Below are 22,257 nucleotides of genomic sequence, written 5' to 3'. Positions count from 1 at the left end.
CGGCCTGCCACCTTGGGGGAGACGAATGCTCGCGCTGATCACCTCGCCGGAGGCGTGGGCCGCCTTCGTGACGCTCACGGTCATGGAGATCGTGCTGGGGATCGACAATGTCGTCTTCATCTCCCTGGTGGTGGAAAAGCTGCCGCCGCGGCAGGCGCTGCGAGCGCGACAGATCGGCCTTTCGATCGCCCTCATGCTGCGCATCGGGCTGCTGCTCACCCTGTCCTGGCTGATCGGGCTACAGCAGTCCCTGTTCGTCGCCTACGGAATCGACATCTCCTGGCGCGACCTCATCCTTATCGGCGGCGGCGGCTTCCTAGTGGCCAAGGCGACGATGGAGATGCATGCCGCGATGGAGGGTGAGGACGATCCGGCGGAAGAAGGCGCCTCCGCCGTGGCGGGCCGCGCCTTCGGGCTCGTCATCGCCCAGGTGGCGATGCTCGACCTGATTTTTTCCATCGATTCGATTCTCACGGCCATCGGCATGGCCGAGCATGTCGAGGTGATGGTGGCGGCGGTGATCGTGGCTGTGGCCATCATGTTCTGGGCCTCGGGCGCGCTCAGCCGCTTCATTTCGAACCATCCCACGGCGAAGATGCTCGCCCTCGCCTTCCTGCTGATGGTGGGCGTGATGCTGGTCGCCGATGGGTTCGAGGTGCACATCCCGCGCGGCTACGTCTATGCCGCCATGGCCTTCTCGGTGCTGGTGGAGATGCTCAACATGACGGCCGCGCGCCGTCGCCGCCGGCGGCAAAGCGGCGCTGCGTAGCGCGGGAGTGAGCGCCGGCCCTTGCGGGCCGCGTCCCTACCCCTATGATCCGGCCGGAACAGTCTGCGGCGGGGAAGGGGAGGCGTTATGGTCCACGGGGTTCGGGTGCATCGCACGGGCGGGCCGGAGGTGCTCACCTACGAGGAGATCACCGTGCCGCCGCCGGGGCCGGGCGAGGTACAGATTCGCCAGACCGCCATCGGCCTCAACTTCATCGACGTCTATTTCCGCACCGGCCTCTACAAGGCCGCGACGCTGCCGTTCATTCCCGGCAATGAGGGCGCGGGCGTCATCTCTGCCGTCGGGCCGGACGTGAACGACTTCCACGAGGGGGACCGGGTGGCCTACGCCATGGCCATCGGCGCCTATGCGGAGGTGCGCAACATCCCGGCCGCCCTGGTGGTGCACCTGCCGGCCTCCATCGACGACCGCACGGCGGCGGCGATGATGCTGAAGGGCATGACCGCCCAGTATCTCGCCCGCCGCACCCATCAGGTGAAGCCGGGCGACACGATCCTGGTGCAGGCGGCCGCCGGCGGCGTGGGGCTCATCCTCTGCCAGTGGGCGAAGCATCTCGGTGCCACGGTCATCGGCACCGTCGGCTCCAAGGAGAAGGCGGAGCTGGCCCGCACCCATGGCTGCGACCACGTCATCCTCTACCGGGACGAGGATTTCGTGCACAAGGTGAAGGAGATCACCGGCGGCCGCATGTGCGACGTGGTCTATGACGGCGTGGGGCAGGCGACCTACCCCGCCTCGCTCGACTGCCTGAGGCCGCTGGGCCTGTGGGTGAGCTTCGGCAACGCCTCCGGCGCCATCAAGAATTTCGACCTGCTGCTCCTGTCGCAGAAGGGCTCGCTGTTCGCCACGCGGCCCACCCTCGCCACCTTCGTGTCGAAGCGGGCGGACCTGCTCGCCACCGTGAACGACCTGTTCGAGGTGGTGCTGGACGGCGCGGTGAAGATCCCCATCCACCAGACCTACGCCCTGAAGGATGTGCAGAAGGCCCACAAGGACCTCGAATCGCGCAAGACCACGGGCTCGACCCTGCTGCTGCCCTGAGCGGCCCCCTCGGACGCCCGCGCGCTTCGGTACGCGGGCCCGGTTTTCCTGAAGAGAAGCAGAACCAGCACCTTGCGCCCGCCCCGCCTCCATCCGATATCTGACGTATTCAAAAGGAAGGGGCGGCCCGCATCCGGCGGAAACCTGCCCTGCCCGTGCTGCGACGGATCGTTCCGGCCATGATGCGCCAATACGAACTCGTCGAGCGCGTCCGACGGTATAATCCCAACACCGACGAGGCGCTGCTCGACCGCGCCTACGTGTACGCCATGCGCGCGCACGGCAATCAGGTGCGCGCCTCCGGCGACCCCTACTTCTCCCACCCCCTCGAAGTCGCGGCCATCCTCACGGACCTGAAGCTGGACGATGCCACCATCGTGGCGGCCCTGCTGCATGACACCATCGAGGACACGGACGCCACCAAGGCCGAGATCGAGCGCCTGTTCGGCGCGCAGATCGCGACGCTGGTGGAGGGCCTCACCAAGATCAAGAAGCTGGACCTCGTTTCCAAGCAGGCCAAGCAGGCGGAAAACCTGCGCAAGCTGCTGCTCGCCATCGCCGACGATGTGCGGGTGCTCCTGGTGAAGCTCGCCGACCGCCTGCACAACATGCGCACCCTGAAATGGGTGCCACCGGAGAAGCGCGACCGCGTCGCCCAGGAGACGCTGGACATCTACGCGCCGCTCGCGGCCCGCATGGGCATGCAGGACATGCGCGAGGAGCTGGAGGACCTCTCCTTCCGCCAGCTTTCCCCCGAGGCCTACGAGAGCATCACAACGCGCGTTTCGGAGCTACGGCAGCACAACGGGCCGCTGGTGCAGGAGATCGAGCGCGACCTGCGCGAGGCGCTGGTGCAGCGCGGCATCGACGCCGAGGTGAAGGGCCGGGAGAAGCGCCCCTTTTCCATCTGGGGCAAGATGGAGCGCAAGGCCATCGGCTTCGAGCAGCTCTCGGACCTCTACGGCTTCCGCGTCGTCGTGGCGAGCGTGGAGGACTGCTATCGCGCCCTCGGAGTCGTCCACACCAAGTGGGCCATCGTTCCCGGCCGGTTCAAGGACTACATCTCCACCCCCAAGCCCAATGACTACCGTTCCGTGCACACCACGGTGGTGGGACCGCGCCGCCAGCGCGTGGAGCTGCAGATCCGCACCCGCGACATGGACGAGATCGCCGAATACGGCATCGCCGCCCACGCGCTCTACAAGGACCCCTCGGGTGCCCCCGGCGTCATGCTCTCCGGTGAGACGCGGGCCTATGCCTGGCTGCGCAAGACCATTGAGAACCTTTCCCAGGGCCTCTCGCCGGAGGAGTTCCTGGAGCACACCAAGCTGGAGCTGTTCCACGACCAGGTGTTCTGCTTCACGCCCAAGGGCCGCCTGATCGCGCTGCCACGCAAGGCGACGCCCATCGACTTCGCCTATGCCGTGCACACAGATGTCGGCAACACGGCGGTGGGCTGCAAGATCAACGGCACGGTGGCGCCACTGGTGTCGGAGCTGAAGAACGGCGACGAGGTGGAGATCATCACCTCCAAGGCGCAGAGCCCGCCCGGTGCGTGGGAAACCATCGCCGTCACCGGCAAGGCACGCGCCGCCGTGCGCCGGGCCACGCGCGCGGCGGTGCGGGCGCAGTATTCCGGGCTCGGCCGCAAGATCGCGGAGCGGGCCTTCGCCAAGGCGGGCAAGTCCTTCTCGGAGGAGGTCATCGGCCGGGCGGTGCCGCGCCTCGCCCGCGCGGTGGCGGAGGATGTGTTCGCGGCCGTGGGCCGGGGCGAGATCAAGACCGAGGATCTCATCCGCGCCGCCTATCCCGAATGGGTGCCGCCGCGCCCCGAGGACCGCGCCAACGGCGGGGCCTCCACCGCGGAAGGCTGGTTCGAGCTGAAGCGCGGGCACAATCTGAAGTTCAAGATTCCCGAGGGCGCGCCGCTGGAGCGGCTCGACGCCATCCCGATCCGCGGCATCAACGGCGAACTGCCGGTGCGTTTCGCCCCCAATGGCGGCGCCGTGCCGGGCGACCGGATCGTCGGCATCCTGACGCCGGGGGAGGGGATCACCATCTATCCCATCCAGTCGCAGTCCCTGCAGAGCTTCGAGGATGCGCCGGAGCGCTGGCTCGACGTGCGCTGGGACGTGGACGAGCTTTCCGAGGGGCGTTTCCCCGCGCGCATCGTCGTGACCGCGCGCAACGAGCCGGGCTCGCTCGCGCAGGTGGCGGGCGCGGTCGGTGACCGGGGCGGCAACATCGAGGGCCTGACCATGCGCTCGCGCTCGGCGGATTTCACGGAGATGGTGGTGGACATCGAGGTGTTCGACCTGCGCCACCTGAACGGCATCATCTCTGACCTCAAGGCCCGCGACGTGGTATCGAGCGTCGAGCGCGTGAACGACTGACGCCGCGCGCCGTCTCAAGGAGCAGCAGCGATGGAACGCGCAATGCCGGTGCGGCTGGGTGTGAACGTCGACCACGTGGCGACCCTGCGCAACGCGCGGGGCGGGGCCCTGCCCGATCCCGTGCGCGCGGCCCTGCTCGCCAAGGCGGCGGGGGCGGACGGCATCACCGCCCACCTCCGGGAGGACCGCCGCCACATCCGCGATGCGGACATGGAGCGCCTCAAGGCGGAAGTGGGCCTGCCGCTTAATTTCGAGATGGCGTGCACGGCCGAGATGGTGGCCATCGCCCGCCGCATCGGCCCCAACGCCTGCTGCCTCGTGCCGGAGAAGCGCGAGGAGCGCACGACCGAGGGCGGGCTCGACGCCGCCGGCCAGGAAAACGAGCTGCGCCCGCGCATCGCGCTGCTGAAGGAAGCGGGCATTCGCGTGTCGCTGTTCATCGCAGCCGAGCCGGCGCAGATCGCCGCGGCGCGCGCCCTCGAAGCCGACATCGTGGAGCTGCACACCGGCGCGTGGTGCGATGCCATCGCCGAAGGCCGTTTCTCCGAGGCGGAGGCCGAGCTGGCCCGGCTGAAGGCCGGCGCCAAGGCGGCCGAGACGCTGGGGCTGGAGGTGCACGGCGGCCACGGGCTCGACTATGCGACCGCCGAGCGCCTCGCCGCCTGCCCCGAGATCGCGGAGCTGAACATCGGCCATTTCCTGGTGGGGGAGGCGGTGTTCGTGGGCCTCGGCGAGGCCATCCGCACCATGCGGGAGGCCATCGCCCGCGGCCGGAGGCAGGCCAGCGCCGGGGCGGCGGCATGATGATCCTCGGCATCGGCTCGGATTTCTCGGATGCGCGCCGCATCGCCAAGTCCATCGAGCGCTACGGCGAGCGTTTCCTCGATCGCGTGTTCACACCCCAGGAGCGCGCCAAGGCCGACGCGCGCAAGCTGCGGGCCGAGACCTATGCCAAGCGCTTCGCCGCCAAGGAGGCATGCTCGAAGGCCCTCGGCACGGGGTTGAGCCAGGGGGTGTTCTGGCGGGACATGGGTGTGGTGAACCTGCCCTCCGGCCAGCCCACCCTGGAACTGACCGGCGGCGCCGCCGAACGCCTGGCCGCCATGGTGCCGGACGGCTTCGAGCCGCGCATCCACCTCACCCTCACCGACGAGGGGCCGCTCTGCGCCGCCTACGTCATCATCTCCGCCGTGCCGCGCGGCTGAGCCGCCGGGACCGGGCGCAGGGATCTCCTGATGGACCACATTCTGGGCGGGCTCCTCCATTGGACCACCCGCGGCATCGAGGTCGCGGGCACGGTCGTCATCGTGCTGGGCATTGTCGTCGCCCTGTGGCGGTTCGCGCAGGGTCTCCTGGCCGGGCATCCGGTGCCGGAGGCGTTCCGCGCCTGCCGCGCGTCGCTCGGTATGGCCATCCTGCTGGGGCTGGAACTGCTGGTGGCCGCGGATATCATCTCCACCGTCGCCATAGAGCCGACGCTTCAGAGCCTCGCGGTGCTCGCGGGCATCGTGCTCATCCGCACCTTCCTGTCGTTCTCGCTGGAGGTGGAGATCGAGGGGCGCTGGCCCTGGCAGGCGCCGCGGAGGGACGGCGAGGGCACAAAGGCGTGAAGGGCACGCTGCCGGCAAATCGCGCCGTGACGCTGGGGCGTGCGTTGCCGCGGGGGCGGGAAGCCTCTATAGGGGGCGCACTCCCGTGGCCGGAGCGGCGCCCGGCCGCGCTGTCCTCAGTTTCGGCGTAGTTTGCTGCACGCTGCGTTCCGTTCTCATTTTCTCGGACCCCCGATGACCGCGACCAGCGATTCGAAGAAGGACGGCGGATTCCTCGAAACCGTCCAGGTGATCGTCCAGGCGCTGCTGATCGCGCTGCTGATCCGCACCTTCCTGTTCCAGCCCTTCAACATTCCCTCGGGATCCATGAAGGACACGCTGCTGATCGGTGATTATCTCTTCGTGTCCAAGTACAGCTACGGCTATTCGCGCTTCTCCATCCCCTTCTCGCCGAACCTGTTCTCCGGTCGCATCTTCGGCCAGGAGCCCACGCGCGGCGATGTGGTGGTGTTCAAGCTCCCGCGCGACAACGAGACCGATTACATCAAGCGCGTCATCGGCCTGCCCGGCGACAAGATCCAGATGATCGACGGCTGGCTGCACATCAACGGCGTGCCCGTGAAGCGCGAGCGCCTGTCCGACGTGACCGAGGATGATGGCACCGGCCGCGCCGTGCCCGTGAAGCGCTGGCGCGAAACACTGCCCAACGGCGTCTCCTACGAGACCCTCGACCTCGTGGATAACGGCTTCTACGACAATACCCCCGTCTATGAGGTGCCGCTCGGCCACTATTTCATGATGGGTGACAATCGCGACAATTCGGCGGACAGTCGCGTCCTGAGCCAAGTGGGCTACGTGCCGTTCGAGAACCTCATCGGCAAGGCGCAGATGATCTTCTTCTCCATCGACGAGGGCGCGTCGGCCTGGCAGGTGTGGACATGGCCCTGGACGGTGCGATGGGACCGCGTGTTCAAAACGGTGAACTGACCAGCGTGCATGAAGATCTCTCCGCCCTCGAGAGGCGGATCGGCTATGGCTTCAAGGATCGGGCCCTGCTCGATCTGGCCCTTTCCCACATCAGCGCCGTGAAGGGCGAGGCCCCGCGCCTGCGCTCTTACCAGCGGCTGGAATTCCTGGGCGACCACGTGCTTGGTTCCGTGGTCTCCCACATGCTCTACGATGCCTTTCCGGAGGCGGAGGAGGGAGAGCTTTCCCGCCGCCTCGCGGAGCTGGTTCGCGAGGAGGCATGCGCCGAGGTGGCTGCCGACATGAACCTCGGCCCCCACATCCGCCTCGGGCCGGGGGAGGCGCAGTCGGGTACCCACAAGCGGCGTGCCATTCTCGCTGATGTCACCGAGAGTGTGGTGGCGGCTGTATTCCTGGATGGCGGCTATCCCGCCGCAAACGCCCTGGTGGAGCGCTATTGGCGTCCGCGCCTGGAGGCTCCGCGCCGGCCTTTGCGCGACGCCAAGACCGTGCTCCAGGAATGGGCGCAGGCGCGCGGCCTGCCGCCGCCGAGCTATCGCGATGTGGCGCGCTCGGGTCCCGACCACGCCCCGCGCTTCACCGTTGCCGTCGATCTGCCGGGGCTCGTCCCGGCGGAGGCGGAAGGAAACTCCAAGCAGGCGGCGCAGAAGGCCGCCGCCGCCGCCTTCCTGGTGCGGGAAGGCGTGTGGGAAAAGGATGCGAGCCGAGCATGACCGACAAGCGACGCGGCAAGGCCGGGCCCGCCATGCCCGGCACGACCACGGCTCCGGCCGGAGCTGAGAGCAACGAGGAAGAGGCTCTGCGGCACGCAGCCTCCGCGGACGCTGCCCTCGAGGACATGGGTGACGAGGGCTTCGACGATCTCGATGACGATGACATCGACGACGATTTCGAGGACGACGACGCGCCGGAAGCCAAAACGCCGCCTCCTGCCGGCCCGACCCGCTGCGGTTTCGTCGCCCTGCTCGGCGCCCCCAACGCCGGCAAGTCCACGCTGACCAACGCCCTGGTGGGCACCAAGGTATCCATCGTCTCCCATAAAGTGCAGACCACGCGCTCCATCGTGCGCGGCATCGCGCTGGAGGGACGCTCGCAGGTCATCCTGGTGGACACGCCCGGCATCTTCGCGCCCAAGCGCCGGCTGGAGCGGGCCATGGTGGCGAGCGCCTGGACCCACGCTGCCGACGCGGACGTGATCGCCCTGCTGGTGGACGCCAAGCGCGGCGTGGACGAGGAGATCGAGGCGCTGGTCGCCCCGCTGTCCGAAATCCGTAAGCCGCGCGCGCTGATCCTCAACAAGATCGACCTCATCCGCCGCGATACGCTGCTGGCCCTGTCGGCGGAGATCAATTTCCGCATGCCGTTCGACCGGGTGTTCATGGTTTCCGCGCACACAGGCGACGGGGTGGCGGACGTGCGCCGCTGGTTCGCGGAGACGGTGCCGCCCGGTCCCTGGCTCTATCCGGAAGACCAGATCTCCGACGCGCCCATGCGCATGCTGGCGGCGGAGATCACGCGCGAGAAGATGTTCCTGCGCCTGCATGATGAGCTGCCCTACCGCTCGACGGTGGAAACCGAAAGCTGGAAGGAGCTGCGCGACGGCTCTGTCCGCATCGAGCAGACCATCTATGTGGAGCGCGAGAGCCAGCGAAAGATCGCGCTCGGCAAGAACGGGCAGGCCATCAAGACCATTTCTTCGGAATCGCGGGCCGAGCTCGCTCAGATCCTGGAAGTGCCGGTGCACCTGTTCCTGTTCGTGAAGGTGCGTGAGAATTGGGCTGATGACCCCGAGCGCTATCGCGAGATGGGGCTTGAATTCCCCAGGGGCGGGTGATCCCCGCCGAGGGCTGAGCCGTGGAGTGGAAGGACGAAGGCATCGTGCTGGGCGTGCGGCGCCACGGCGAGGCCAATGCCATCGTCGAGCTGCTCACGGCCCGGCGCGGGCGCCATCTGGGCATGGTGCGGGGCGGCGCCTCGCGTCGGCAGGCGCCCACGCTCCAGCCGGGCAACACCGTCAGCGCCACCTGGCGCGCCCGGCTCGACGAGCACATGGGCAACTTCACCCTGGAGCCGTTGGTGATCCGGGCCGAGATCGTGATGCGGGCGCCGCATGCCGCCTACGGCATCACCCATCTCACGCAATTGCTGCGGCTGCTGCCCGAGCGTGATCCCCAGGACGGGCTCTACGTCACCCTTGGCGCCATCCTTGATGCGTTCGAGGATGCGCCTTCCGCCGGCATGCTGCTCGCGCGCTTCGAGCTTGCGTTGCTGGGAGAGCTGGGCTTCGGCCTGGAGCTGGACGCCTGCGCCGCCACCGGCCGGCGCGACGACCTCGTCTACGTCTCGCCCAGGAGCGGGCGCGCCGTCTGCCGCGAGGCGGGCGCGCCCTATGCCCCGCGGCTTCTGCCGCTGCCGGCCTTCCTCGTGGGGGCGTCCGCGCGCCCTTCCTGCGGCGAGGTGGAGGATGCGCTACGCCTCACCGGCTTCTTCCTGCAGCGGAGGGTGCTGGAGCCGCGCAACCTCGGCTTTTCCGAGGCGCGCGGCCATTTTATTGCCGCCTGGCGGCGTGATGCGGCCTCAGGCGATCACCACCCGTAGGGCCCGCGGGGCGGCGGCGGGCCCGGGGGGCCCCAATAGGGGCCGGGACGCGGCCCGCCGACCCAGACGCTGCCGCAACGGCGGACCCAGTGCCAGCGGCCACCCCACCACCGCCGCTCCTGCCAGCAGCGTTTCGTCCAATAGACGTTCTCGGGTCGGACCTGGAGATCGGCGGGCCCGGCCAAGGTCGTCGCCGCACCGGCGAGCGTCCCTGCCGATACAGCTGGCGCTCCGGCGCCAAGCAGGCCGAGCGCGACGATGCCCCCAGCCGCCCAAAGGATCTTTCGCATCACCCTCTCCTGTGTCTGCGCAGGGCGGGTGATCTTTCGGATCTGCGCCCAGCATCTGAACGCTAGGAGAGGAGCGCGGCAGCAGTGGGACCGAACCTTGCGCAAAAGCATGCGGATTTCGGGCCGGGGTGGCCGCGCGGCGCCATTTTCGTGAATCTCCGTTGCTCCGTGAGGCAAGGGCGCGGCGCACAAGCGCCTTGTCGGGGCGGGCGGCGCGCGGTACTGCCAAAGCATGGCCACCCGTACTCTTCCGCCCCCCGCCCCTCCCGGCGGGAACATCGAGAATGTCGCGCTGAAGGCGGCGCTGGAGGAGCGCTACCTCGCCTATGCGCTCTCCACCATCATGCATCGCGCGCTGCCCGATGCGCGCGATGGCCTGAAGCCCGTGCACCGGCGCATCCTGCACGCCATGCGCCAGTTGCGGCTCGATCCGGGGCAGGCGTTCAAGAAGTCCGCCCGCGTGGTGGGCGACGTCATCGGCAAGTTTCATCCCCACGGCGACCAGTCGGTCTACGACGCCCTGGTCCGGCTCGCCCAGGACTTCGCGCAGCGGTATCCGCTGGTGGATGGACAGGGCAACTTCGGCAATGTGGACGGCGATAACGCCGCCGCCATGCGATACACTGAGGCCCGCCTCACCGAGACCGCCCGCCTGCTGCTGGAGGGCATCGACGAAGACGCGGTGGATTTCCGCCCCACTTACGACGGCTCCGAGGAGGAGCCGGTGGTGCTGCCGGCGGCCTTCCCGAACCTGCTCGCGAACGGCTCCCAGGGCATCGCCGTGGGCATGGCCACCTCCATTCCGCCCCATAATGCGGCGGAACTGCTGGATGCGGCGCTGCACCTCGTGGAGCACCCCAACGCGCTCGCCGTGGACCTGCTGAAATACGTGCCGGGGCCGGACTTCCCCACCGGCGGCGTGCTGGTGGATGATCCCGTGGGCGTGGCTGAGGCCTATGCCACCGGGCGCGGCTCGTTCCGCGTGCGTGCGCGCTGGCACAAGGAGGAGACCGGCCGGGGCACCTATCTGGTGGTGGTCACCGAGATTCCCTACGGCGTCGCGAAATCGCGGCTCGTGGAAAAAATCGCCGAGCTGCTGACGGACAAGAAGCTGCCGCTGCTCGCCGATGTGCGCGACGAGAGCGCGGAGGACATCCGCCTGGTGCTGGAGCCCCGTGCCCGCACGGTGGATGCCGAAGTTCTCATGGAGAGCCTGTTCAAGCTCACTGAGCTTGAGGCGCGCGTGCCGCTCAACATGAACGTGCTGGTGCGCGGGCAGGTGCCCAAGGTGCTCTCCCTCGCCGAGGCGCTGCGCGAGTGGCTGGACCACCGGCGCGAGGTGCTGCTGCGCCGCTCCCGCTACCGGCTGGAGCAGATCGCCCACCGGCTGGAGGTGCTGGGCGGCTACCTCATCGCCTATCTCAACCTCGACGAGGTCATCCGCATCATTCGCGAGGAGGATGAGCCCAAGCAGGAGCTGATGCGGACCTTCGAGCTGAGCGACGTGCAGGCTGAATCCATCCTCAATATGCGCCTGCGATCCCTGCGCCGGCTGGAGGAGATGGAGATCCGCAAGGAGCACGACGCCCTCTCCAAGGAGCAGGATGCCCTCAACAAGCTGGTGGGCTCCGAGGGCGCGCAGTGGAAGTCCATAGCCAGGGAGATCCGCGAGACCCGCAAGACCTATGGGCCCGAAACCGCCCTCGGCAAGCGCCGCACCACCTTCGCCGCCGCTCCCGAGCTGGGCGAGGAGGCCTTTACCGAGGCGCTGGTGGAGCGCGAGCCCATCACCGTCGTCGTCTCGCAGAAGGGCTGGATCCGCGCCTTGAAGGGCCACCAGCAGGACCTCTCCAACCTTCAGTTCAAGACTGACGACGCGCTCGGCCACGCCTTCTTCGCCGAGACCACCTCCAAGCTCATGGTGTTCACCAGCAACGGGCGCTTCTTCACGCTCGATGCCGCCAAGCTTCCGGGCGGGCGCGGCCATGGCGAGCCCATCCGCCTCATGATCGACCTCGACCAGGAAACGGAAATCGTCTCCGTCTTCGCCCACCAGCCCGGCCGTAAGCTGCTGGTGGCCTCCCGCGAGGGGCGGGGCTTCGTGGTGGGCGAGGACGAATGCATCGCCAACACCCGCAAGGGCAAGCAGGTGCTCGTCACCGATCCGCCGGATGCGGCGCTGGCCGTGCGCTTCGTGGAGGGCGACTGGGTGGCGGTGATCGGCGACAACCGCAAGTTGCTGCTGTTCCCGCTCAATCAGGTGGTCGAGATGACGCGCGGCCGCGGTGTGCGCCTGCAGCGCTATCGCGAGGGCGGGCTCTCGGACATCAAGGTGTTCCCCATGGCCGGCGGCCTCACCTGGGAGGACACGTCCGGCCGTACCTGGACCGTGACGGAGCTTCTCGACTGGCAGGGCGAGCGGGCAAGCTCCGGCCGCCTGCCGCCGAAGGGCTTCCCGCGCACGAACAAGTTCTCCTAAGGGCGGGGCCCGGCCATGGCCGCGCCGCCCCAGGATGCCGGCGCGCGGCCGCGCAGCGGGGTGCTTGGCTTCTGGTTTCGCCTGTGGGAACTGGTGCGCGCGCAGGTGCGGGCCCGTGCGGTGCTGGTGGTGGTGCTCGCGGCCTTCATCGGCATGTGCGCCGGTGCTGCGGCGACGGCCATGAGCTTCGGCACGCAGCTGATGCACGAGGTGCTGTTCCGACTCTCGCCCGGCGAACGGCTCAGCGCCTCGGCGGCGCTCGTCTCGCCCTGGCTGGTGCTGGTGCCGGCGGCGGGTGGCCTGCTGATGGGCTTCGGCGCCCTGGCGCTGAAGCACTGGCGGCCCCATGCCATCGTCGATCCCATCGAGGCCAACGCGCTCCACGGTGGGCGCATGTCGCTGACGGACAGCATCATCCTGTCGCTGCAGACCATGGTCTCCAACGGCTTCGGCGCCTCGCTGGGGCTGGAAGCGGGCTACAGCCAGATCGGCGGCGGCATCGGCTCGCGCTTCGGGCGCGTGTTCGGCCTGCGGCGCAACGACATGCGTATTCTGGTCGGGGCAGGGGCCGCCGCCGGCCTGGGCGCGGCCTTTGATGCGCCGCTGATGGGCGCCTTCTACGGCTTCGAGCTCATCATCGGGGTCTATTCCATACCGGCCGCCGTACCGGTGCTCACGGCCACCATGTGCGGGGTGCTTACGGCTCGGGCCCTGGGGCTGCATGCCGATTCGCTCGCCATCACCCACCTGCCGGTGGCCGAGCCGTCCCAGTTCGTGCCCTTCGCCGCGCTCGGGCTGGTGGCGGCCGCGGTGGCCATCTCGATCATGCGGCTCGTGACGGCGGTGGAGTGGGCGGTGGCGCGCAGCCGCCTGCCGGGGCCGCTGCGCACCGGCCTTGCGGGGCTGGCCGTGGGATGCCTCGCGCTCTATTCGCCCCAAGTGCTCTCGGATGGGCACGGCGCGCTGCATGCGCAGGTGGGAAGCGCGGTGACATGGTCGGTCGCCGCCATCTTCGCGCTCAAGGTGGTGGCATCAGCGCTCTCGGTCGGGTCCGGCTTCCGCGGCGGGCTGTTCTTCGCCTCCCTGTTCCTGGGGGCGGTGATGGGCAAGCTCTATGCGGCGGCGGCCGAGCTCCTCATGCCGGGGCTGGGGCTCGCGCCGCAGCTCGCGGCGGTGGCGGGCATGGGTGCACTGGCGGTGGGCGTCATCGGCGGCCCGCTCACCATGAGCTTCCTGGTGCTGGAGATGACTGGCGATCTCACCCTCACCGGCCTCGTGGTGAGCGCGGCGGCGGTGACCTCGCTGACGGTGCGGGAAACCTTCGGCTATTCCTTCTCCACCTGGCGCCTGCACCTGCGCGGCGAAAGCATCCGCGGCGCGCAGGATGTGGGCTGGATGCGCGATCTCACCGTCGCCGCCATGATGCGTACGGACATGCGGACCTTTCCGGAGGGCGGGACCGTGGGCGCGCTTCGCGCGGCCTTCCCGCTGGGCAAGGCACGGGTCGTGGTGCTGGTGGACTCTGCGGGCGAATATGCCGGCATCGTCCGCGTCTCGGAGGCCCATGCGCCCCGTTTCGCTCCTGATGCGTCCGCGCGTGAGGTCGCCCGGCACGCCGATGCCATGCTGCTGCCGGCCATGAACGTGAAGGAAGCCGCGCTCGCGTTCGAGAGGGCCGGCGCGGAGGAATTGCCGGTGGTGAGCGATGCCGGCTCTCGCCGGCTGGTGGGGCTGCTCAGCGAATCCCATGTGCTGCGCAGCTATGCGGAACGCCTCGACATGGCCCGCCGCGGCCTGGGCGCGGAGGACTGAACGCGCAAACGCAAAAGCCCGGGCAGCGCCCGGGCTTCGGCATCATCACATGACAGCAGCGGCGAGGACGACGCTCAGGCGCCGCGGGTCCAGCGCACGGCGGCCTCGGCCACGCGCTTGCCGAGGTGGGCGGCGGTCTTGCGATCGGCTTCCGGGGGCACCACGTCCGCGCCCTGGTCCACATTCGACTGGGCGAAGGCGCCGCCGAAGCCGCCGAGGCGGTTCAGGTCGTTGATGGAAGCGGTGGAGGAGTTGTTGCCGGGGTGCAGGCCCAGGCCGACCCAGACCATGCCGTGCTGCTGGGACAGGGTGATGAGCGCATTCAGGCCCTGCGCCTTGTCGCCACTCTGGCTGCCGGAATTCACGAAGCCAGCGGCGAGCTTGTCCTTCCACGCCAAGGACATCCAGCGCTTGGAGCTCTTCTCGGCGAATGCCTGGAAGCCGGCGGAAACGTTGCCCATATAGATGGGCGAGCCGAAGATGATGGCGGCGGCGCCGTCCAGCACCTCCCACTTGGAATCCACCTCGTCGACGGAGATGAGGACGCCGTCCACGGCCTCCACTTCCTTGATGCCGGCGAGCACGGCTTCGGCCTGGACCTTCGTGTGGCCGTAGCCGGAGTGATAAACGATGGCGACAACGGGCTTGGACATGTGAGTCTCCCCTGAAATTCGGTCGCCCCTCTTCTGCCGTGCAAATCTGACGCTTTCCAGACGCTAATGCGCAATCGGTGTATGCGTTGATGCAATGCGGCGTTCTTCACGCCATCCTTAAGGGCATGGAAACCGGCAGCGTCGATGATGGCGCCATGCAAAGCCGCTCCCGCCTCCAATCCGCGCTCGCCACCCTGGCCCTGCACATCGGGGCGGCCGCGCTCATCGCCTACTTTGCCTATAACGCCTACACGGGCGATCACGGCATCGTCGCGCAGCGCAACTACGAGCAGGAGGCGCAGCACCTGACGGCGGAGCTCGCCGCCCTGAAGGCGCAGCGGCAGGCGATCGAGAACAAGGTGTCGCTGCTGGCCGCGACCCGTCTCGATCCGGACATGCTGGATGAGGAGGGGCGGCGCCAGCTCAACTTCATTCACCCCAAGGATTTGGTGCTGCTGCGCAGCAAATGAACTGAGTTTGAGTTCATTTCACAGTTGAACCTATTTTCAGTTCAATCATTCAAAATCAAGAGTTTACAACGTGTTGCGGTGCAATAACCACAATTCGCGCTTTGCGGGTGGTGGAAGGTGCGCTAGAGAGTCCGGCGATTTCAGCGCATCCAGAGGTCGCCGATGGCTCCCAGGAAATCCGCCGCACGCGCCGCCACAGCCGCGGGCGGGACTGCAACCTTCACGAGGGAAGACGAGCTCTCCGCCTACCGCGAGATGCTGCTGATCCGCCGCTTCGAGGAGAAGGCGGGCCAGATGTATGGCATGGGCCTCATCGGCGGCTTCTGCCACCTCTACATCGGCCAGGAGGCCGTGGTGGTGGGCATGCAGATGGCCATGAAGGATGGCGACCAGGTCATCACCGGCTACCGCGACCACGGCCACATGCTGGCCGCCGGCATGAGCCCCAACGGCGTCATGGCCGAGCTCACCGGCCGCCGCGGCGGCTATTCCAAGGGCAAGGGCGGCTCGATGCACATGTTCAGCATCGAGAAGCAGTTCTTCGGCGGTCACGGCATCGTGGGCGCGCAGGTCTCGCTCGGCACCGGCCTTGCTTTCGCTGACCGCTACAAGGGCAACGGCGCGGTGTCCGTCACCTATTTCGGCGACGGTGCGGCCAACCAGGGGCAGGTCTACGAGAGCTTCAACATGGCGGAGCTTTGGAAGCTGCCGGTCGTGTACGTGATCGAGAACAATAAATACGCCATGGGCACCTCGGTGACCCGCTCCTCCGCGCAGCAGGACTTCTCCAAGCGCGGCGCGTCCTTCAACATCCCCGGCGAGCAGGTGGACGGCATGGACGTGCGCGCCGTGCACGCCGCCGGCGAGCGGGCGCTGGCCTTTGCCCGCGAGGGCAATGGTCCCTACATCCTGGAGATGCAGACCTACCGTTATCGCGGCCACTCCATGTCCGATCCGGCCAAGTACCGGTCGAAGGAGGAGGTGCAGAAGATGCGGACCGAGCACGATCCCATCGAGCAAGTGCGCACCCGCCTGCTGAACGAGCACGGCGCCACCGAGGAAGAGCTGAAGAAGATCGACGCCGAGGTCCGCGACATCGTCGCCGCCTCCGCCGATTTCGCGACTCACGACCCGGAGCCGGACCCCTCCGAGCTCTACACCGACATGCTGCGCTGAGCGCGCCCATGGCCGCCGCCTGCCCGATCCCCCCGCGCGCCGCCTTGGCGGCGGGGAGAGTCGCGGCGAAGGCGGACGGCCGGGCGCGTGGCATGCGCCGCATTTCCTTTCGGGCGTTCGTGGCGGGCGCCGCGGCGATCCCCGCCTTCCCTCAGAAACATCCGCGCGCGTCCGCGGGGGGCGAGGCCCCCGTGCCCGGAGCGCCGCCGAGCAAGAGCTGACAGCCATGGCCATCGACGTCCTCATGCCGGCCCTGTCTCCCACCATGGAGAAGGGCAACCTCACCAAGTGGGTGAAGAAGGAAGGCGACACGGTGAAATCCGGCGACGTGCTCGCCGAGATCGAGACCGACAAGGCCACCATGGAGGTGGAGGCGGTGGACGAGGGCGTGCTCGCCAGGATCCTGGTGCCGGAGGGCACACAGGACGTGGCGGTGAACACGCCCATCGCCATCATCGCCGCCGAGGGCGAGGACGTGAGCGCCGCGCCGGTCGTCAATCCCGCCGTCGTGGCGCAGGCCCCTGCGCCGGTGGCTGTGCCTGCCGTGGTGGCGGCGGCCGAGCCGGTGAGCGTCGCGGCGAGCGACCCGGAGGTGCCGGCCGGCACCGAATACGTCTCCATGACCGTGCGCGAGGCCCTGCGCGATGCCATGGCCGAGGAGATGCGCCGCGACGGCGACGTGTTCGTGATGGGTGAGGAGGTCGCCGAATACCAGGGCGCCTATAAGATCACCCAGGGCCTGCTGCAGGAGTTCGGCGAGCGGCGTGTCATCGACACGCCCATCACCGAGCACGGCTTCGCCGGCGTGGGCGTGGGCGCGGCGTTCGCGGGGCTGAAGCCCATCATCGAATTCATGACCTTCAACTTCGCCATGCAGGCCATCGACCACATCATCAACTCCGCTGCCAAGACCCATTACATGTCGGGCGGGCAGGTGAGTTCCTCCATCGTGTTCCGCGGCCCCAACGGCGCGGCCGCCCGGGTCGGCGCCCAGCATAGCCAGGATTACGCAGCCTGGTATTCCAACGTGCCGGGCCTGAAGGTCGTCGCCCCCTATTCGGCGGCCGATGCCAAGGGCCTGCTGAAGGCCGCCATCCGCGATCCCAACCCGGTGATTTTCCTGGAGAACGAGATCCTCTACGGCCACTCCTTCGAGGTGCCTAAGCTGGATGACTATGTTCTGCCCATCGGCAAGGCGCGCATCGCGCGGGCGGGCAAGGATGCCACCATCGTCTCCTTCTCCATCGGCATGACCTATGCGCTGAAGGCGGCGGACGAGTTGGCCAAGCAGGGCATCGAGGTGGAAGTGGTGGACCTGCGCACCATCCGCCCCATGGATGTGGAGACCATCGTGGCATCGGTGAAGAAGACCGGTCGCTGCGTCACCGTGGAAGAGGGCTGGCCGCAGTCCGGCATCGGCGCCGAGATCGCCGCCCAGCTCATGGACAAGGCGTTCGACTATCTCGACGCCCCGGTGCTGCGCGTGACCGGCAAGGACGTGCCCATGCCCTACGCCGCCAATCTCGAGAAGCTCGCCCTGCCGTCGGTCGCCGAGGTGATCGAGGCCGTCCGCGCCGTGACCTATCGCTGAGGGGTTCCGCGATGCCCATCGATATCCTGATGCCCGCCCTTTCCCCCACCATGGAGAAGGGCAACCTCGCCAAGTGGGTCAAGAAGGAAGGCGATACGGTGAAGTCCGGCGACGTGATCGCCGAGATTGAGACCGACAAGGCCACCATGGAGGTGGAGGCCGTTGACGAGGGCGTGCTGGCCAAGATCCTGGTGCCGGAAGGCGCCCAGGATGTGCCGGTGAACCAGCTCATCGCCGTGCTGGCGGCCGAGGGCGAGGACCCGAAGGCGGTCGCGGCCTCGGCAGGGCAGGGCGGAGCGCCCGCCACTCCCCCGGCGCCGGCCCCCTCCGCCCCGAGCGCTCCGGCTGCGAATGCTCCTGCGGCAGCTCCGGCGCCTGCCGCCGCGCCTGCTGCGGCCTCCTCGGCCGGTCGCGTGTTCGCCTCGCCGCTGGCGCGGCGCCTTGCCAAGGACAAGGGCGTGGATCTCGCGGCTGTCGCCGGCTCCGGGCCCCACGGCCGCATCATCGCCCGCGACATCGAGGCGGCCCAGCCGGGGGCCAAGGCAGCACCTGCGCCCGTCGCCGCCTCGGCTCCCGCCGCTGCCCCGGCTGCCGCGCCCAAGGCCGCCCTTGCCGCCGCGCCCGGCGTGGAGCAGGTCAAGGCTCTGTTCGAGCCCGGCTCCTATGACGAAGTCCAGCTCGACGGCATGCGCAAGACCATCGCCCGCCGCCTGGTGGAGAGCGAGCAGGTGACGCCCACCTTCTTCCTGACGGTGGATTGCGACCTCGACGATCTCTCCGCTTTGCGCGAGCAGGTGAACGCCAACGCCCCCAAGGACAAGGACGGCAAGCCCGGCTACCGCGTCTCGGTGAACGACTTCATCATCAAGGCGCTGGCCCTCGCGCTCCAGAAGGTGCCGGCCTGCAACGCGGTGTGGGCCGAGGATCGCATCCTGCGCATGAAGCACTCGGATGTCGGCGTGGCGGTGGCCATCGACGGCGGCCTCTACGCCCCGGTGGTGAAGAAGGCGGAGCAGAAGACCATCTCCGTCATCTCCAACGAGATGCGCGACCTCGCCACCCGCGCCCGCGCCAAGAAGTTGAAGCCGGAGGAATATTCCGGCGGCTCGTCCTCGGTATCGAACCTGGGGATGATGGGCATCCGTAACTTCACGGCCATCATCAACGCGCCGCAGGCCTCCATCTTCGCCATCGGCGCCTCCGAGCAGCGGGTGGTGGCGCGCGGTGGGGAGATGAAGGTGGTGACGCAGATGACCGTCACCATGACCTGCGACCACCGGGTGATGGACGGCGCCCTGGGCGCCGAGCTGCTGGCGGCGTTCAAGGGCTTCATCGAAAAGCCCATGTCCATGCTGGTGTGACGGCGCGTGCATGAGCGCGTCAACAGCCCGGCGGGGCAGATTTTCCTCCGCGCCGGGCTGGTATAAGGCGCATGCGGCGCGCGACCCGCGTGCCGCATGCGCCCACCCGGCGCTCTGCGATGACTGGCGGCGCCAATCAGCCGGCGGCGCCCAACACAGGTGAATGAAAATGAGCAACACGCCCCACGAGCTCGCCTCCGACTTCCCGGAATATGCCGCGAAGATCCAGTCCCTGAAGACGAGCGACGCGCATTTCGCGAAGCTCTACGACGCCTATCACGAGGTGAACGGCAAGGTGCACCGCGCAGAGACCGACGTGGAGCCCACCGGCGACGAGGAAGTGGAGGCCATGCGCCGCGCGCGCATGCAGCTCAAGGACGAGCTTTACGCCATCCTTTCCAAGTGAGCTTCGCGCTCGCCGCAGCCCGGCTCGCCGGAACGCGGCGAGCGCCGCATGTCACGCCGAAGGGCATGACCTTTCGCGCAGGCGGCGCGGGCCTGGGGACCCGAGCAAGCGAAGGTTCCGGCGGCAGCGCGACCGTGTTGAAGGGCGACCTTGATGAAGCTTTATCTCGCCGGCCCCGAAGTCTTCCTCGATGATGCGCGCGAGATCGGCCGGCGCAAGCTGGAGCTGTGCGCCCGGTTCGGCTTCACCGGCCTCTTCCCCATCGACGGCGAGCCACTGCTGGTGGACGAGGGGGGTACGCTCTCCCGCACCATCTTCGCCAACAATCTCTCCCTGATGCGCGCCGCCGATGCGGTGCTGGCCAATCTCACGCCGTTCCGCGGCATCAGCGCCGATCCCGGCACCGCGTTCGAGGTGGGCTTCGCCTTCGCCCTGGGCAAGCCGGTGGCCGCCTACAGCAACGCGCCGGGCGAGCTCCTGCACCGCGCGCACGGGGCGATCGGGCGCGCGGAGGAAAGCGGGGCGCACACGTTCCTGGCCGACGGGCTCCATGTGGAGGACTTCGGCCATTTCGACAATCTGATGCTGGCCGAGGCGCTCGAGGCGAGCCGCCTGCCGGTGATCCAGGCCGAGACCCCCGCCGCGGAGCCGTTCCGCGACCTCACCCTGTTCGAGCGGGCGCTCGGCGCTTTGGCCGAGGCTCGCGCCGCGGGCCGGCTTCCCCTTTCTTCACCCCAGATCCCTGCACCCTAATCCCTGACCCTGCCGAAGGCGCGCGGCGCGGCGGCATTGCGAGGAGGCTCCCATGGCGGATACCTACGACATCATCGTCATCGGCGGCGGCCCCGGCGGCTATGTGGCCGCCATCCGCGCCGCGCAGCTCGGCTTCAAGACTGCCGTGGTGGAAAAGAGCCACCTGGGCGGCATCTGCCTCAACTGGGGCTGCATCCCCACCAAGGCTCTGCTGCGCTCGGCAGAGATTTACCACTACATGGAGCATGCGAAGGACTACGGCCTGTCGGTGGAGAAGCCCTCCTTCGACATTGCTGCCGTGGTGAAGCGCTCGCGCGGGGTGTCCTCCCAGCTCGCCACCGGGGTGGGCTTCCTGCTGAACAAGAACAAGGTCGACGTGATCTGGGGCAAGGCCACCTTCGCTGCCCCCGGCAAGCTGAAGGTGGAGGCGGCCGCCAACCCGCCCAAGGGCGCCAAGGGCGGCGGCGACTATGAGGCGAAGCACATCATCGTCGCCACCGGCGCCCGCCCGCGCGCTCTGCCGGGCCTGGAGCCCGACAAGAAGCTGATCTGGACCTATTTCGACGCCCTGGTGCCGGAGAAGACCCCCAAGAGCCTGCTGGTGATGGGTTCCGGCGCCATCGGCATCGAGTTCGCCTCCTTCTACCGCACCATGGGCGCGGAAGTGACGGTGGTGGAGGTGCTGCCGCAGATCCTGCCGGTGGAGGACGAGGAGATCGCCGCCATCGCCCGCAAGCGCTTCGAGAAGCAGGGCATGAAGATCATGTCCGGCGCCAAGGTGGCGGGCGTCACCAAGCACGCCGACAGCCTCACCGTGCATGTGGTGGACGAGAAGGGCGCCAAGCACGACATCGCGGTGGAGCGCATGATCTCGGCCGTGGGCGTGGTGGGCAATGTGGAGGGCCTGGGGCTCGAAGCCATCGGCGTGAAGCACGAGCGCGGCATCATCGCCATCGACGGCTATGGCCGCACCAACGTGCCCGGCGTCTACGCCATCGGTGACATCGCCGGCGCGCCCATGCTGGCGCACAAGGCCGAGCATGAAGGTGTCATCTGCGTGGAGACCATCAAGGGCCTCCACACCCATCCCATGGACAAGGGCAAGATCCCCGGCTGCACCTATTGCATGCCGCAGATCGCCTCCGTGGGTCTCACCGAGAAGAAAGCGAAGGAAGCCGGACGGCAGGTCAAGGTGGGCCGCTTCCCCTTCATTGGCAACGGCAAGGCCATCGCGCTCGGCGAGCCGGACGGGCTGGTCAAGACCATCTTCGACGCCAAGACCGGCGAGCTTCTGGGCGCTCACATGGTGGGGGCGGAGGTGACCGAGCTGATCCAGGGCTTCGTGGTGGCCATGAACCTGGAGACCACCGAGGAGGAGCTGATCCACACGGTGTTCCCGCACCCGACCCTCTCGGAGATGATGCACGAGAGCGTCATGGCCGCCTACGGCCGCGCCATCCACATCTGAAGAAGGAGGCGCAGCGGCGCCTGGGCACCGCCCACCGCTGCGCCCGCGCGGATTTTCGGTTAAGAAGGAAAGCCGCGTCTTTTGGGCCGGCAAAGGTGACGCGGGGGGCGAGGATGGATACCGAAACCTACGCATTCCTGAACCAGCCGGGCGTCGGCTTCTTCTCCATGCTGCTTATCGGCGTCATCGCCGGCTGGGTGGCGGAGCGGGTGACGGAAAGCAACCACGGGCTTCTCACCAATCTGGTGGTGGGCATCCTGGGATCGTTCCTCGGCGGATGGCTGGCGACCCAGCTTGCCATTCCGGTGTTCGGCTTCTTCCGCACGCTGGTCGCCGCCATCGTGGGCGCGATCATCCTGCTCTGGGGCTGGCGCGCCATCCGCTCCCGCTAGCGGGAGGCTTGGGCCGAACGGGCGGGTGGCGCGGGGGAGGGCGCTCG

At 68.3% G+C, this 22,257-nt stretch carries 21 protein-coding genes; 20 read left to right on the top strand and 1 reads right to left on the bottom strand.

What is annotated here, in order from left to right:
* Window positions 1–25: 25 nt before the first annotated feature.
* The 12 genes from V5F61_RS10005 (at window position 26) to V5F61_RS09950 (ending at window position 13,940) form a co-directional block, all read left to right on the top strand.
* Window positions 26–769 carry a TerC family protein gene (locus V5F61_RS10005; protein WP_393988280.1) on the top strand — a complete coding sequence of 248 codons (744 nt, stop codon included), beginning with the start codon at window positions 26–28 and terminating at the stop codon, window positions 767–769.
* An 87-nt stretch (window positions 770–856) separates the two neighbouring features.
* Window positions 857–1,831, top strand: a complete 975-nt coding sequence (locus V5F61_RS10000) for a quinone oxidoreductase family protein (protein WP_393988279.1) — start codon at window positions 857–859, stop codon at window positions 1,829–1,831.
* Between the two features lie 179 nt (window positions 1,832–2,010).
* Entirely contained in the window at window positions 2,011–4,224 is a 2,214-nt protein-coding gene (locus V5F61_RS09995; RefSeq protein WP_393988278.1) for a RelA/SpoT family protein, read from the top strand.
* A gap of 30 nt (window positions 4,225–4,254) precedes the next feature.
* On the top strand, window positions 4,255–5,028 hold the full coding sequence (locus V5F61_RS09990; protein WP_393988277.1) for a pyridoxine 5'-phosphate synthase: 774 nt from the start codon (window positions 4,255–4,257) through the stop codon (window positions 5,026–5,028).
* Complete coding sequence (gene acpS, locus V5F61_RS09985) at window positions 5,028–5,429, top strand: holo-ACP synthase (protein WP_393988412.1); 402 nt, start codon at window positions 5,028–5,030, stop codon at window positions 5,427–5,429. Before V5F61_RS09990 ends, acpS begins: the two co-directional genes overlap by 1 nt.
* 30 nt (window positions 5,430–5,459) lie before the next feature.
* Window positions 5,460–5,834 carry a DUF1622 domain-containing protein gene (locus tag V5F61_RS09980; protein ID WP_393988276.1) on the top strand — a complete coding sequence of 125 codons (375 nt, stop codon included), beginning with the start codon at window positions 5,460–5,462 and terminating at the stop codon, window positions 5,832–5,834.
* A 174-nt stretch (window positions 5,835–6,008) separates the two neighbouring features.
* Entirely contained in the window at window positions 6,009–6,761 is a 753-nt protein-coding gene (gene lepB, locus V5F61_RS09975) for a signal peptidase I (protein WP_393988275.1), read from the top strand.
* A 5-nt stretch (window positions 6,762–6,766) separates the two neighbouring features.
* Entirely contained in the window at window positions 6,767–7,474 is a 708-nt protein-coding gene (rnc, locus tag V5F61_RS09970; RefSeq protein ID WP_393988274.1) for a ribonuclease III, read from the top strand.
* A 125-nt stretch (window positions 7,475–7,599) separates the two neighbouring features.
* A complete protein-coding gene (gene era, locus V5F61_RS09965; RefSeq protein ID WP_393988411.1) occupies window positions 7,600–8,595 on the top strand; it encodes a GTPase Era in 996 nt (331 codons plus the stop codon).
* A gap of 20 nt (window positions 8,596–8,615) precedes the next feature.
* A complete protein-coding gene (gene recO / locus V5F61_RS09960) occupies window positions 8,616–9,359 on the top strand; it encodes a DNA repair protein RecO (RefSeq protein ID WP_393988273.1) in 744 nt (247 codons plus the stop codon).
* Window positions 9,360–9,881: 522 nt separating this feature from the next.
* Window positions 9,882–12,128, top strand: coding sequence for a DNA topoisomerase IV subunit A (parC, locus tag V5F61_RS09955; RefSeq protein WP_393988272.1), 2,247 nt, complete (start codon window positions 9,882–9,884; stop codon window positions 12,126–12,128).
* Window positions 12,129–12,143: 15 nt separating this feature from the next.
* Complete coding sequence (locus tag V5F61_RS09950) at window positions 12,144–13,940, top strand: chloride channel protein (protein ID WP_393988271.1); 1,797 nt, start codon at window positions 12,144–12,146, stop codon at window positions 13,938–13,940.
* A gap of 74 nt (window positions 13,941–14,014) precedes the next feature.
* On the opposite strand, the gene V5F61_RS09945 is transcribed toward V5F61_RS09950, so the two are convergent.
* A complete protein-coding gene (locus V5F61_RS09945; protein WP_393988270.1) occupies window positions 14,015–14,593 on the bottom strand; it encodes a flavodoxin family protein in 579 nt (192 codons plus the stop codon).
* Between the two features lie 77 nt (window positions 14,594–14,670).
* Between V5F61_RS09945 and V5F61_RS09940 the strand changes: the two genes are divergently transcribed.
* From V5F61_RS09940 to V5F61_RS09905, 8 genes are all read left to right on the top strand, one after another.
* Complete coding sequence (locus V5F61_RS09940) at window positions 14,671–15,063, top strand: FtsB family cell division protein (protein WP_393988269.1); 393 nt, start codon at window positions 14,671–14,673, stop codon at window positions 15,061–15,063.
* Between the two features lie 162 nt (window positions 15,064–15,225).
* Window positions 15,226–16,239, top strand: coding sequence for a pyruvate dehydrogenase (acetyl-transferring) E1 component subunit alpha (gene pdhA, locus V5F61_RS09935; protein ID WP_393988268.1), 1,014 nt, complete (start codon window positions 15,226–15,228; stop codon window positions 16,237–16,239).
* A 226-nt stretch (window positions 16,240–16,465) separates the two neighbouring features.
* Entirely contained in the window at window positions 16,466–17,830 is a 1,365-nt protein-coding gene (locus tag V5F61_RS09930; RefSeq protein WP_393988267.1) for a pyruvate dehydrogenase complex E1 component subunit beta, read from the top strand.
* A gap of 11 nt (window positions 17,831–17,841) precedes the next feature.
* On the top strand, window positions 17,842–19,191 hold the full coding sequence (locus V5F61_RS09925) for a pyruvate dehydrogenase complex dihydrolipoamide acetyltransferase (RefSeq protein WP_393988266.1): 1,350 nt from the start codon (window positions 17,842–17,844) through the stop codon (window positions 19,189–19,191).
* A gap of 169 nt (window positions 19,192–19,360) precedes the next feature.
* Window positions 19,361–19,597 carry a YdcH family protein gene (locus V5F61_RS09920; protein ID WP_393988265.1) on the top strand — a complete coding sequence of 79 codons (237 nt, stop codon included), beginning with the start codon at window positions 19,361–19,363 and terminating at the stop codon, window positions 19,595–19,597.
* Window positions 19,598–19,750: 153 nt separating this feature from the next.
* On the top strand, window positions 19,751–20,350 hold the full coding sequence (locus V5F61_RS09915) for a nucleoside 2-deoxyribosyltransferase (protein ID WP_393988264.1): 600 nt from the start codon (window positions 19,751–19,753) through the stop codon (window positions 20,348–20,350).
* A 52-nt stretch (window positions 20,351–20,402) separates the two neighbouring features.
* A complete protein-coding gene (gene lpdA / locus V5F61_RS09910) occupies window positions 20,403–21,818 on the top strand; it encodes a dihydrolipoyl dehydrogenase (RefSeq protein ID WP_393988263.1) in 1,416 nt (471 codons plus the stop codon).
* Between the two features lie 113 nt (window positions 21,819–21,931).
* Window positions 21,932–22,210, top strand: coding sequence for a GlsB/YeaQ/YmgE family stress response membrane protein (locus V5F61_RS09905; RefSeq protein WP_393988262.1), 279 nt, complete (start codon window positions 21,932–21,934; stop codon window positions 22,208–22,210).
* The last annotated feature ends 47 nt before the right edge of the window (window positions 22,211–22,257 follow it).

The organism is Xanthobacter sediminis (assembly GCF_043195015.1).
Taxonomy (GTDB): Bacteria; Pseudomonadota; Alphaproteobacteria; order Rhizobiales; family Xanthobacteraceae; genus Xanthobacter.
Note: the sequence above shows the minus strand (reverse complement) of the source record. Positions and strands in the feature narration are given on the sequence as shown.